The following is a 12,276-nucleotide window of genomic DNA, read 5'->3' as shown; positions in this document are numbered from 1 at the left end:
GGAGACGGGATGGACAGTCCGAACATTCACATCCTGTCGGTCAGGACGGCCCTGCCCGGTCCTCCGGTCGACAACGTGGCGCTGGCGCACCGGCTCGGTGTCGGGGACAGCTGGGCGCGCTGGGCCGAGACGGGTGTGGGGATCCGCTCCCGTCATCTGGCCAGGGACCTGGAGTCCGGCGAGATCACCCACACCCTGGCGGATCTCGGGGAGGCCGCGGCGCGGGAGGCGCTGGCGGCGGCCGGGCTGGACGCGCAGGACGTCGATCTGCTGGTGATGGGCACGAGCATGCCGGACATGCTGATGCCCGCGACGGTCAACATCGTCGCGGACCGGCTGGGCATCGACGGCGTGCCGTCGTACCAGGTGCAGTCCGGGTGTGCGGGGGTCGTGCAGGCGATGGAGATCGCCGTGCAGCGCCTGGCGGGCGGTTCGGCCCGTACGGCGCTGGTTCTGGGCGGCGACACCTGGGTCAAGCACTTCGATCCCAGTGGCGACATCAAGCATCTGTCCCCCGCCGAGCTGGTCTCGATGGCACTGGCGGGTGACGGCGCCGGGTGCGCGGTGCTGAGCGTGGAGCCGCGCCCGGGGGCCGCCGTGGTCCGGCGGGTGCGCACCCGGCTGGTCGGCGGGCTTCCTCCGGCGCAGACCGTGGAGTGGTTCGGTGCCCATGCCGGGACGGGGGCGCCGGCCGTGACCGACGACCGGGGCGCTGTGGAGACGCAGGTTCCGGTGCTGGCGGCCGAGGCGTGGCGGGAGTTGCTGGACGATGTCGGGTGGAAGGACTCCGATGTCGACGCGGTGCTTCCGCCGCAGCACTCCGGGCGTGTCACGGAGCGGGTGTGCGAGCTGCTGGGTGTGGCGGAGTCGAGTGTGACGAGCCGTGTCGAGGAGACGGGCAACAACGGCAACGGGCTTCTGCTGTTCCAGCTGGAGCGTGCGCTGGCCGGTCTGGGCAGTGGCGGGCGTGTCGTGGGTCTGACGGTCGAGGCCACCGAGTGGGTCAGGGGCGGGATCGCCGTGGAGGTGCTGTGAGCGGGGGGACTCACGCGGTGGTGCTGGGCGGCAGTGTCGCCGGTCTGCTGGCCGCCGCGGCTCTCGCGCCGTACGTGGGTTCGGTCACCGTCGTGGAGAGGGACGAGTACCCGGCCGAGGGGCCCGCGGCGCGTACGGGTGTGCCGCAGGCGGAGCACGCGCATGTGCTGTGGTCCGGTGGGGCGCGGGCGGTGGAGCGGCTGTTGCCGGGCGCGACCGAGCGGCTGCTGGCGGCGGGCGCGCGACGGGTCGGGGTGCAGCGGGACATGCTGCTGATGTCGGCGGCCGGCTGGTGCGAGCGGTTCCCCGAGACGCAGTACATGCTCACGTGCAGTCGGGCGTTGCTGGAGTGGGTGCTGCGTGGTTGTGTGCTCGCGTTGCCGAACGTATCGGTGCTTGAGGGCACCGTGGCCGCCGGTCTGGCCGGTGACGCCGGAGCCGTGAGCGGTGTACGGGTTCGGGCGCGGGACGGCGAGGGGGGCGCGGAGCGGCTGCTGGCCGCCGATGTCGTGGTGGACGCGACGGGGCGTGGCTCGGGGCTGAGCGGCTGGCTGACGGGGTTCGGTCTGCCGGCGGCCGAGGAGGAGACGGTGGACTCCGGCCTGACGTACACCACGCGGGTCTTCCGGGCGCCCGAGGGCGCGGCGGGTGTCTTTCCGGTGGTGAGTCTGTACGCGGACCACCGGGTGGCGAAACCGGCGCGCAACGGTCTGGTGGTGCCGATCGAGGGTGATCGGTGGATGGTGTCGCTGTCCGGCAGCCGGGGTGCGCGTCCGCCCGCCGACGCGCCGGGTTTCGCGGCGTTCGCGCGGAGTCTGCGTCATCCGCTGGTGGCGCGTATGGTCGCCGCGGCCGAGCCGCTGACGGAGCCGCGCAGTACGCGCAGTACGCGTAACCGGCGGCTGCGGTACGAGCGCATGCCGTCCTGGCCGGCGGGGCTGCTGGTGCTGGGGGACGCGCTGTCGGCGCTCAACCCCGCGTACGGGCACGGGATGACGGCGGCGGCGCGTGGCGCCGAGGCGCTGCGGAACGAGCTCGCTGCGCACGGGGTGCGTCCCCAGCGGGCGCGGGAGACGGTGGGGGCGATCAGCGCGGCGGTGGACGATCCGTGGCTGTGGGCGACGTCGCAGGACGTGCGGTTCCCCGAGTGCCGGATCGTGTCCCGCGACGCGGAGTTGGGGGCGCGGGCCGAGGCGCGGGCGCGGTTCGCGGATCTGCTGCAGGCGGCCGCGTCGCGGGATGCCGGGGTGAACGTGGCGATGACGGGGGTGATGTCGATGTCGGAGCCGCTGGCGGGTCTGGAGGACGCCGGGGTGCTCGACGCGGTACGTGCCGCGGCGGCGTCGGGTGCGAAGCCGCTGCCGCAGCCCCGGTTGAGCGGGGCCGAGCTGGCTCTTCTGCGTGGGCCGGCGCGGGTCGCCGTCCGCTGACGGACGGGTGGGCCGGTGGGCGACCGTGTGAGTCGTACGGCCGCGAGTCGCGCAACGTGAGGGTGCCCCGGGTGTCGTGACCGACGCCCGGGGCACCTCTTCGTTGTCTTCCGCCGTGTCAGGCGGTGTCGCCGAACCAGCGGCGCAGTGCGGGCTCCAGGCCGTCGTTTCCTGTGTCGGCTGTCGCGGCCCAGGCGACGAAGCCGTCGGGGCGTACGAGCAGCGCCGTGGCGTCGACGGCGTCGGCCGGGCCCCGGGACACGCTGTCGAGGTGACCCCGGCGGCCGGAGGTGTCGGGCAGTGCGGCGGCGCCGTCGGTGAGGTCGATCAGCACGCCGCGGCCGGCGCGGAGTGCTTCGGCGACGGCGGTGGCCTGTCCGTCCGCGTCCTTCACGAGCTGGTTCGGCACGGGCCGGCCGAGGAGGGGGTGGGTGTCCTCCTTCTCGGCGCCGTCGAGGGCGTAGCGGACGTCGGTCACGGTGGTGATGAGGTGGTGGTTGACCTCGGGAAGCTTGACCAGGTCGGTGAAGAGCTGCCGCAGGATGTCGAGTTGCTGGCCCTGGGTGAGCAGCGCCATCTGTGACTGGGTGAAGACGCAGGCCCGGTGGCCGACCGGCCGCCGTTCCTCGTCGTAGGTGTCGAGGAGGCTGTCGGGGGCGCGTCCGTCGAGGACCGCGGCGAGCTTCCAGCCGAGGTTGGCGGCGTCGTGCAGGCCGGTGCTGAGACCGTGGCCCGCGAAGGCGACGTGCAGGTGTGCGGCGTCCCCGGCGACGAAGACGCGGCCCTGCCGGTAGTTCTCGGCCTCGCGTGTGGTGTTGGTGTAGCGGTGGAGCCACTGGACTTCGCCGACGACGGGGGTGCGTCCGGTGATCCGTTCGGTGCTGGCGATCACCTCTTCGACGCTGACGGGCTGGTCGGCCGGCGGCGGCTGGGTCGTTTCGTTGAACTCCAGCGTCATGATGCGCGAGGGGCCGCCCTCGTGCGGCGACCGGATGACCGCGAACTGGCCTCCGGGGTAGTTGCCCGGGTGCCAGTCGCCCTCGATGGACTCGACGTCGGCGAGCAGGCCGTACCAGCGCGGGCCGCTCTCCTGGACGGGGAACGCGGCCAGTTCGCGGACGGTGCTGTCACCGCCGTCGCAGCCGACGAGGTAGGCGCCGCGAAGCTCGTAGTCGCCGCTGTCGGCGCGTACCCCGACGGTGACGCCGTCGGCGTCCTGGGTGAGGCTGACGCAGGTGTGGCCGCGCCGGATGTCGGCACCGAGCTCGGTGGCGTGGGCTTCGAGCATCTCTTCGGTGTACTGCTGCGGCAGGAGGAGGGAGTACTCGTCCTCCATGTGGGGCGCGAGGTCCAGCCAGTAGCTGGCGAAGTGCAGTCGCGGCCACAGCGGGGGGTTCCCGGCGCGCAGGGTGTCCATGATGCCGCGCTGGTCGAACAGGTCGGCGGTGCGGGCGTGGAGGGTGCCGCCGACGGTGTGCTCGTTCGCCTTCGGTGAGCGTTCGAGGACGACGGCTTCCACCCCTGCCAGCCGCAGCTCGCTGGCGAGGAACAGGCCGACCGGGCCTGCTCCCGCTATGACGACGGTGCCAGTCAAAGGAATCTCCATTCCGGGTTCTTCCACGTGCCGCGGTGGGCGGTCAGCGTGCGGGATGTGCGGTCGCGGCGAGCCGGCCGTGCATGTGCAGGGCCAGACCGGCCGGAGTCGGATGGTCGTAGACGACGACTGTGGGCATGGTCAGTTGGGTGGCGGCGTTGAGCCGTGTGCACAACTGGAGTGCGGAGAAGGAGGAGAAGCCGATCTCGGCGAGGTTGTCCTCGGGTCCGACCTGGTCGGCGGAGTGGTGGCCGAGGATGTCGGCGGCACAGTCGCGTACGAGGTCGAGCAGGACGGCCCGCGCCTCTTCGTCGTCGGACGCTTCGGCGAGCCGGGCGCGCAGCCGTTCGCCCTCCGCGTCACGGTCGGCGCCGGCCGGGCCGGTGCCGTCGTGCGCGGCGGGGGTACGGGCGCCGGGGATCTCCCGCAGCAGCGCCAGGGGGGCGTTGTTCGGTTCGGCGGTGAACCGTGCCCAGTCGATGTCGGCGACGACGGTGGTGGCCGCGCCCCGGGCGGGGATCCGGCCGAGCACGTCCATCGCGGGCTTCGGCGCGAGGGGGCGCACGCCGAGCAAAGCGAGGTGCGGCTCCTCGGTGAGCGGTCCGAACGCGAGGGTCGCGGCGGGGAGTCCGGCGGCCCGCCGGGCGTCGGTGAGTGCTTCGAGGCGGGCGTGGAGCGGGGCCTGGGCGCCGGTGCCGGGCAGTCCGAGGGTGCCGGACAGGTCGGAGAAGACGACGAAGGCGGCGAGGTCCCGGTCGCGGGTGAGCCGGTCGAGGTGGTGGGCGGTGGCCAGGGCGGTGCGGGGGTCGGTGTGGGCGGCGCCGGTGGTGTGGATCACGGCGGTGACCGGTGCGTCCGCCAGCAGGGCGGCGAGAGCGTCGTGGTCGGTGTCCGTGTCGCCGTCGGTGGGGTCGTACGGCCACAGGGTGAGTCCGACTCCCGTCTCCGCCAGTCCTGTTGGCGCCTCGGCCGCGAGGAGGACGAGATGTTCGGCGCCGTGCGCGGCGAGCCACCGGGCGGCGTGCGCGCCGTACGGGGTGTCGGTGCCGGTGACGAGGACGGTTCCGCCGGGCTGCCAGACGTCGCTCCCGTCCGTCGGCAGCGGGCTCAGCCTGCGGGCGAGGAGCCCGGCGGGACGCAGGGCGACCTGCTGCTCGGCGCTGCCGCGCAGGAAGGCGGCCAGTCGGCGTCCGGCGTCGTCGTCGAGTGTGCCGGGCAGGTCGATCAGGCCCCCGGACCAGGTGGGGAGTTCGGCGGCGGCGGCCTGCAACACGGCCCAGACCGGGGCCTGTTCGGGGCGGGTGCCGTCCGAGGCCTCGACGGCGACGGCGCCGCGGGTGAGACCCCAGACCGGTACGGGGCGCGCTGCGGCTGCCACGCCCTGTACGAGTGCGGCGGTGAGGGCCGTACCGACGGAGACGGCCGGGTGGTCGTGGTGCGGGCGCTCGTCCAGGGCGAGCAGGGACAGTACGCCGGTGAAGGGCGTGCCGTCCGGGGCGCCGGCGGCGAGCTGTGCGCGCAGGAGTTCGGCGGGTGAGGGTTCGCCGTCCGGGTCCGCGACGAAGGCGACGACCCGGTGCCCGTGGGCGGTGAGCGCACCGGTGATCCCGGTGAGGACGTCGGCGGCGTCGGCGGTGGCGAGCGCCGGGGGGAGCACGGCGAGCCAGTTGCCGGGGGCAGAGTGGTCTCCCGCGTCGGGCACGGGGTCGGGGACCGGGTCCCAGCGCAGCCGGTAGCGGCCGTCCTGGGCGCGCCGCCAGCCGGTGAGGGCGGGGAGCAGGGCGGCGAGTGCGGCCCGCTGCTCGTCGTCGGCGTGCACGGTGGCGGCGAGCTGGTCGAGGTCTTCGTTCTCGACGGCCGCCCAGAAGGGGGTGTCGCCGGCGGAGACCGTCCGGGGCCTCGGCCCCGGCGGCGGGTCGACCCACAGCCGGCGCCGCTGGAAGGCGTAGGTCGGCAGTGGTACGAGGGCGCCGCCCGGGGGGCGGTGTTCGTCGGCGGGGGTGCCGGAGCCGTCGGTGTCAGGAGCGATCGGGGCGCCGCTCGCGTGCAGCCGGGCCAACGCGGTCGTGAAGGTCATGGCCTCGGGCTCGCCGGGCCTCAGTGCGGCGGCGAGGACGGCGGCGTCCGGGCTCGGTGCGGCCCCGCTGGTCAGACAGTCGTAGGTGAGCCCGGTGAGGGTGCCGTCGGGGCCGAGTTCGAGGTAGAACCGGACGTCCTGCTGGGCGAGGTGGGCGATGGAGTCGGCGAACCGTACGGTGTGCCGGACGTGATCGGCCCAGTAGCGCGGGGAGGCGGCTTCCTCGGTGCTGAGGACCTTCCCGGTGAGGTTGGAGACGACGGGGATCGCCGCCGGCCGGAACGTCAGACCGGAGACGATCTCGGTGAGCTCGTACAGCATCGGTTCCAGCAGCGGTGAGTGGAAGGCGTGGCTGACCCGGAGCCGCTTGGTGCTGTGGCCCCAGACCTCCCAGAAGGCGGTGATCTCCTCGACGGCGCTCCGCTCCCCCGAGATCACCGTGGAGTCGGGGCTGTTGACGGACGCGATGCCGACCTGGTGCGCCCGGCCGCTGATCATGGGCAGGATCTGGTCCTCGGCGACCTGGAGGGCCGCCATGGCACCGCCCTCGGGCAGTGCCTGCATGAGGCGCCCGCGGGCGGCGACGAAGGCGCAGGCGTCGGGGAGGTCCAGCATGCCGGAGACGTGGACGGCCGTCAGTTCGCCCAGCGAGTGCCCGATCAGGTGGTCGGGGCGGACGCCGAAGGACTCGGCCAGCCGGTAGAGCGCCACTTCCAGGGCGAAGAGGGCGGGTTGGGTGTACTGCGTACGGTCCAGGGGTTCGGCCGCTTCGTCGGCGGCCGCGGTGCCCGGCTCGGCGAGTACGAGGTCACGCAGCGGCCGGTCCAGGTGCGGGTCGAGTGCGGCGCAGACGGTGTCGAACGCTGCGGCGAAGACCGGGAACCGGGCGTACAACTCCCGTCCCATGCCCGGACGTTGTGAGCCCTGACCGGTGAACATGACGGCGAGGCGTCCGGCGACGGCGCGTCCGCTCACGGCGGCCGGTGACCCGTCGGCCAGCCCTCGCAGCGCGGCGAGGACGTCGTCGCGGGTTTCGCCGACGGCGGCGCCCCGGTGGTCGAGTGTGGCCCGTGCCGTCGCGAGCGTGTGCGCCACGTCCGGCAGTTCGAGGTCCGGATGGTCCGTCAGGTGGCGGTGGGTGCGGTCGGCCTGGGCGCGCAGGGCGGCGGAGGAGTGTCCGGAGAGCCGCAGCGTCACGGGGCCGGCCGGGCGCACCGGCGCGGCGGGCGGCTCCGCGGGGGCGGGCGGCTCCTCGATGACGACGTGCGCGTTGGTGCCGCTCATACCGAAGGAGGACACCCCGGCGCGGCGCGGCTGCTCGCCGCCGCCCGGCCAGGGGGTGTTCTCGGTGAGGAGTTCCACGGACCCCGCCGACCAGTCGACGTGCGGGGTGGGCGCGTCGATGTGGAGACTGCGGGGCAGCACGCCGTGCCGCATCGACAGGATCATCTTCATCAGGCCCGCCGCACCGGCGGCGGCCTGGGTGTGGCCGAGGTTGGATTTGACCGAGCCGAGCCGCAGCGGCTGTCCGTCGGGGCGGCCCTGACCGTAGGTGGCGAGGATGGCCTGGGCCTCGATGGGGTCGCCGAGGGTGGTGCCGGTGCCGTGTGCCTCGACGACGTCCACGTCCGCCGACGACAGGCCGGCGTGGGAGAGGGCCTGTCGGATGACGCGCTGCTGCGAGGGCCCGTTCGGGGCGGTGAGCCCGTTGGAGGCGCCGTCCTGGTTGACGGCCGAGCCGCGCAGCACGGCGAGGACCTGGTGCCCGTTGCGGCGGGCGTCGCTGAGCCGTTCCACCAGGAGCAGCGCGGAGCCCTCGGCCCAGCCGGTGCCGTCGGCGGCGGCGGCGAACGGCTTGCACCGGCCGTTGGGCGCCAGTCCCCGCTGCCGGCTGAACTCGACGAAGATGCCGGGCCCGCACATGACGGTGGCGCCGCCGGCCAGCGCGAGGGAGCACTCCCCGTTGCGCAGGGCCTGGGCGGCGAGGTGGAGGGCGACCAGGGAGGAGGAGCAGGCGGTGTCGACGGTGACGGCAGGGCCTTCGAGCCCGAAGGAGTAGGCGACACGGCCGGAGGCGATGCTCGGCGCACTGCCGATGCTGATGTGCCCCTCGTACCCTTCGAGCGCTTTGCCGACCTGGGTGGCGTAGTCGCTGTACATGACGCCGGCGAACGTGCCGGTGTCGGTGCCGCGCAGGGACAGGGGGTCGATGCCCGCGTTCTCGAAGGTCTCCCAGGCGGTCTCCAGCAGCAGCCGGTGCTGCGGGTCGGTGGCCGCGGCCTCCCGGGGGGTCATGTCGAACGCCTCGGGGTCGAAGTGGGCGGCGTCGTAGAGGAATCCGCCCTCCTTCACGTACGTGTGGCCGGGCCGTTCGGGGTCGGGGTCGTAGAGCCCTTCGACGTCCCAGCCCCGGTCACGGGGGAAGCGGGAGACGGCGTCGCCGCCGGTGGAGACAAGCCGCCACAGGTCCTCGGGGGACCGGACACCTCCGGGGAGGCGGCAGCCCATTCCGATGATGGCGACGGGCTCGTGGCGTCCGGCTTCGGCGTCGGCGAGCCGTCGGCGTGTCTCGTGCAGGTCGGCGGTCACCCACTTGAGGTAGTCCAGGAGCTTTTCCTCGTTGGCCATCCCGCTGGTCTCCTCAGCTCCTCGGCACGTCGTACGTGAGCAGTCATGCTCATCAGCACCCCTAAAGGCCCACTAGGGCGTGTTTCGGGGGGAGCGGCGACCGGGTGATGCCGCGCCGACCGGTGCGGGGCCACGCTTTGCGGGCACGCGTGATCCGCGTCCGGCCTTCGGGGGCGGGACGCGGATCGCGCGTACGTTCGGCTGTCAGCTGCCGGTGCCGACCGGCAGATAGCGGGGGCCGATGAGCCGCAGGTTGTCGTGCCACTCGGTGCCGGGCAGGACCTTGAGGTTCGGGAAGTGCCGGTACAGCCCCTCCAGCGCGATGCGGATCTCCAGCCGGGCGAGCGCGGCACCCAGGCAGAAGTGCACGCCCCGGCTGAACCCGATGTGCGGGTTGGGGTCGCGGCGGATGTCGAACTTCTGGGGGTCGGTGAACCGGCGTTCGTCGTGGTTGGCGGAGAGCATCCACGCCACGACGATCTGCCCCTCGGGGATCGTCTCCCCGCCCAGCTCCACCTCTCGCGTGGTGACCCGGAAGGCCTGGCTGAGCGGCGGGTAGTAGCGGACGGTCTCCTCGATAGCGCCGGGCAGCAGGGCGGGGTCCGCCCGCAGCGCCGCGGCCTGGTCGGGATGGTCGTCCAGGGCCAGTACGGCGCTGGCGATGACCGAGGTGGCCGTGACATGTCCGGCCATCAGGAGCAGCCCGGCGAAGTTGGCGATCTCCTCCTCGTCCAACCGGTCGCCGTCGAGTTCGGCCTGGGTGAGCTGGCTGAGGAGGTCGTCACCGGGGTTCTTGCGGCGGGCCCTGGCGTGCTCGCTGAAGTACTCGGTCTGTTCGCGCAGGGCGCCCATGACCTTCTCGTCCTTCAGGACGTCGGTGACCGCGCTCGTCGTGGAGGCGCGCGCCTGGGCCCACTTGTGGAACAGGGCACGGTCCTCGGCCGGTACACCGAGGAGTTCGGCGATCGTGATGACGGGCAGCGTGTAGGCGAAGTCGGCGATGAGGTCGAACTCGCCGCGGCCCGCGAGGCCGGTGAGGAGCTCCTCGGTGACGGTCTCCATCCTGGCCCCGAGTTCCTGGACGGTGCGCGGGGTGAACGCCTGGCCGACGAGTGCGCGGGCCTGGTTGTGTTCCGGCGGGTCCATGAAGCCGAGGTTGCCGCGGTTGACGGTGCCAAGGGGCATCACGCGGTCGAGCTGGGCGGAGAACGTCGAGGCGTCGGTGAGCACTTGCACGGCCTCGTCGTAGCGCACCACCTGCCACGTCTTCGTGTTGTCGTCGAAGACGACGCTTTTGAAGGCCCGCGCCATCGCGAGCTGGCCCATCAGAGCGGCGACGGGACCGGGCGACTCGGCTCCCGGTGTGCCAGGGGTGGTTTCTTCTGCCATCTTCTCACTCCGTACCGAATTTACAACGCGACGGTGGGGAGCGACGGTTGACGAATTCCCCCGTCGCCGAAGCCCGGACCGTTCGCAGCATAAGTCGCGGAACGAACAGGCAGACAGCCCCGAAAGGCTTGGGGAGCACCGATGTTAACGGGGTGCAAGCGTGGCTTTAGCGTGACTGATCAACATGATATTCGGCGCGCTCTGTATTCGGCGTCCCCTTTCTCTCCGTTTTTCCGCGGTACGTCAGCCGGGAGGTCTTCGCAATGGGTGTCCCCCTCAACGGTGCCCAGGTATTCGTCCACGGGGTGGGCACGGCGCTGCCCGGTCCCCCGGTCACCAACGAGGACATCGCCGCGCACTACGGAATGCCGACGGTGTGGCGCCAGTGGGTGGACGAGTTCATCGGGACGCGCAGCCGGCACCTGGCGGTCGACCTCGGCACGGGCAAGACCAGCCACAGCCTCACCGATCTCGGGGAGATCGCCGCGCGCGGTGCGCTGGCGAACGCCGGGGTGGCCGCCGGTGACATCGACGTCGTGGTCATGAGTACGGCCACGCCGGACCATCTGGCCCCCTCCACCGTCAGCCGGATCGCCGGCCGCGTCGGCATCGCGGGCGTGCCCGTCTACCAGCTCCAGTCCGGTTGCACCGGCGCCGTCCAGGCCCTGGAGATCACACAGGATCTGCTGCGGGGCGGGGCGTACCGCACTGCGCTCGTCATCGGCGGTGACACCAGCGCCAAACACACCAGCCCGGACGTCGACGCGGCGAGCGTACCGCTGGAGGTACAGGTCAACGGGCTGATCTTCGGGGACGGGGTCGGCGCGGCCGTGCTCGGCACCGCGCCCGCCGAGGGACGTCCGGTCCTCACACATGCGCACTCGCGGCTGGTCGGCGCGGGCCGCGCGCCGGGTCAGACCGTCTACTGGTTCGGCCGTGCGGTCTCCGGCGAGGACGGCGTACCCGCGTCGGAGGACTTCAAGGCGATCGAGACCACGGCGGCGCCGATGGCGGCCGATGCCCTCAAACACCTTCTGCACGAGCTGAGTTGGGATGCCGAGCAGGTGCGGTACATCCTGCCGCCGCAACTCTCGGCGCGGATGACCGACCGTACGCTCTCCCATCTCGCCCTGCCCGGTTCCGAACCCATCAGCCGGGTGACGGAGATCGGCAACACCGGCAACGCGATCCCGTACTTCCAGCTCGAACTCCTGCTGCCCCGGCTCAACCCCGGCGACCGCGCGGTGGGCATCAGCATCGAGGCCAGCAAATGGATCAGGTCCGGGTACGCGCTGGAGCAGCCGGCCACCGCCTGAGCACCGTCCGCCCCCTGTCGTCTCTCGTCACCGGTCTCCCGTCCCGTCTCCGCGCAGCCTGCCAGGAGTACGTCCGCCCGACAGAAGGAAACGTCCCGCATGACCACTTCCATCGATCCGACGACCCCGCTGACCTACAACCCCGTCATCGACGCGCTCGTCGGCTCGTGGCGCCAGATCATCGACGCCGACTACTCGGCGGACGACACCCGGCTGCCCGATCTCGCCGTGCTGGCCCGCTCCACCGCGCGGGCGGTCGCGGCTGCCGTACCCCGTCCGCTCGCGGAGATCTCTGCCCCGGACGCGCCGGACGAGCGCGGCGAACTCGTGCTGCTGGAGAAGGTGATCCAGGAAGTGGCCGACCGCGAGTACACCCCGCTGAGCCCCGAGGGGCCGAGCGTCGGGGACCTCGTCCTGGTGACGGAGAAAATCTACAACTCCGACCGCGAGGAGATCGGCGCGGACACCGGGCGGCTGCGGATCATCCGCAAGGACCCGGAGACCGGGCACCACTTCACGGTCTCGCTCGTCACGTCCACCGTGCAGGGCAACAAGCTGTTCGCCTTCGGCTACACCGAGATGGAGGCCCAGCTCGCCGGGGGCCGCACCACCATCCAGGTCGCCTGCTGGGACGGCCCCTGGGCCGGCATGAGCGGCACCCTGTCCTGGGTCATCAACTCCATGACGGCCGCCGAGTCGCGGTACGAACTGCGCCGCTGACACCGGACGCGCACGGACGACGGAGCCGCCGGGGATCTCCCCGGCGGCTCCGTCGTTCTCGCTCCGGCGTTGCCGCTCCTCACACAC

General features: G+C 72.5%; 7 protein-coding genes. 4 read left to right on the top strand and 3 right to left on the bottom strand.

Features of this window, described 5'->3' with window-relative positions:
- Nucleotides 1-9 precede the first annotated feature (9 nt).
- Together SSPS47_RS30750 and SSPS47_RS30745 are read left to right on the top strand one after the other, a co-directional pair.
- On the top strand, nt 10-1,035 hold the full coding sequence (locus SSPS47_RS30750; protein ID WP_147879039.1) for a 3-oxoacyl-[acyl-carrier-protein] synthase III C-terminal domain-containing protein: 1,026 nt from the start codon (nt 10-12) through the stop codon (nt 1,033-1,035).
- Entirely contained in the window at nt 1,032-2,465 is a 1,434-nt protein-coding gene (locus tag SSPS47_RS30745; protein ID WP_164253761.1) for an FAD-dependent monooxygenase, read from the top strand. The genes SSPS47_RS30750 and SSPS47_RS30745 overlap by 4 nt, the downstream gene beginning before the upstream one ends.
- 118 nt (nt 2,466-2,583) lie before the next feature.
- Here SSPS47_RS30745 and SSPS47_RS30740 read toward each other — a convergent pair whose 3' ends face one another.
- From SSPS47_RS30740 to SSPS47_RS30730, 3 genes are all read right to left on the bottom strand, one after another.
- Nucleotides 2,584-4,059 carry an FAD-dependent monooxygenase gene (locus tag SSPS47_RS30740; RefSeq protein ID WP_164253760.1) on the bottom strand — a complete coding sequence of 492 codons (1,476 nt, stop codon included), beginning with the start codon at nt 4,057-4,059 and terminating at the stop codon, nt 2,584-2,586.
- A gap of 43 nt (nt 4,060-4,102) precedes the next feature.
- Nucleotides 4,103-8,764 carry a type I polyketide synthase gene (locus tag SSPS47_RS30735; protein ID WP_164253759.1) on the bottom strand — a complete coding sequence of 1,554 codons (4,662 nt, stop codon included), beginning with the start codon at nt 8,762-8,764 and terminating at the stop codon, nt 4,103-4,105.
- Between the two features lie 204 nt (nt 8,765-8,968).
- Nucleotides 8,969-10,153 carry a cytochrome P450 gene (locus SSPS47_RS30730; RefSeq protein ID WP_164253758.1) on the bottom strand — a complete coding sequence of 395 codons (1,185 nt, stop codon included), beginning with the start codon at nt 10,151-10,153 and terminating at the stop codon, nt 8,969-8,971.
- A gap of 263 nt (nt 10,154-10,416) precedes the next feature.
- Here SSPS47_RS30730 and SSPS47_RS30725 point away from each other — a divergent pair, with 263 nt between their 5' ends.
- Entirely contained in the window at nt 10,417-11,469 is a 1,053-nt protein-coding gene (locus tag SSPS47_RS30725; RefSeq protein ID WP_164253757.1) for a 3-oxoacyl-ACP synthase III family protein, read from the top strand.
- A gap of 99 nt (nt 11,470-11,568) precedes the next feature.
- Nucleotides 11,569-12,189: a hypothetical protein gene (locus tag SSPS47_RS30720; RefSeq protein WP_147879045.1), complete on the top strand. Its 621-nt coding sequence runs from the start codon at nt 11,569-11,571 to the stop codon at nt 12,187-12,189.
- Nucleotides 12,190-12,276 lie beyond the last annotated feature (87 nt).

Origin of the sequence: Streptomyces sp. S4.7 (assembly GCF_010384365.1) — a bacterium.
In the GTDB taxonomy this organism is placed as follows: domain Bacteria; phylum Actinomycetota; class Actinomycetes; order Streptomycetales; family Streptomycetaceae; genus Streptomyces.
This window is presented reverse-complemented; position numbering and strand designations above follow the sequence as displayed.

Excerpts from the sequence above, each read along its gene's own strand:
- SSPS47_RS30750 (WP_147879039.1), top strand. The coding sequence starts at position 10 with ATGGACAGTCCGAACATTCACATCCTGTCGGTCAGGACGGCCCTGCCC.
- SSPS47_RS30720 (WP_147879045.1), top strand. The coding sequence starts at position 11,569 with ATGACCACTTCCATCGATCCGACGACCCCGCTGACCTACAACCCCGTC.
- SSPS47_RS30725 (WP_164253757.1), top strand. The coding sequence starts at position 10,417 with ATGGGTGTCCCCCTCAACGGTGCCCAGGTATTCGTCCACGGGGTGGGC.
- SSPS47_RS30730 (WP_164253758.1), bottom strand. The coding sequence starts at position 10,153 with ATGGCAGAAGAAACCACCCCTGGCACACCGGGAGCCGAGTCGCCCGGT.
- SSPS47_RS30735 (WP_164253759.1), bottom strand. The coding sequence starts at position 8,764 with ATGGCCAACGAGGAAAAGCTCCTGGACTACCTCAAGTGGGTGACCGCC.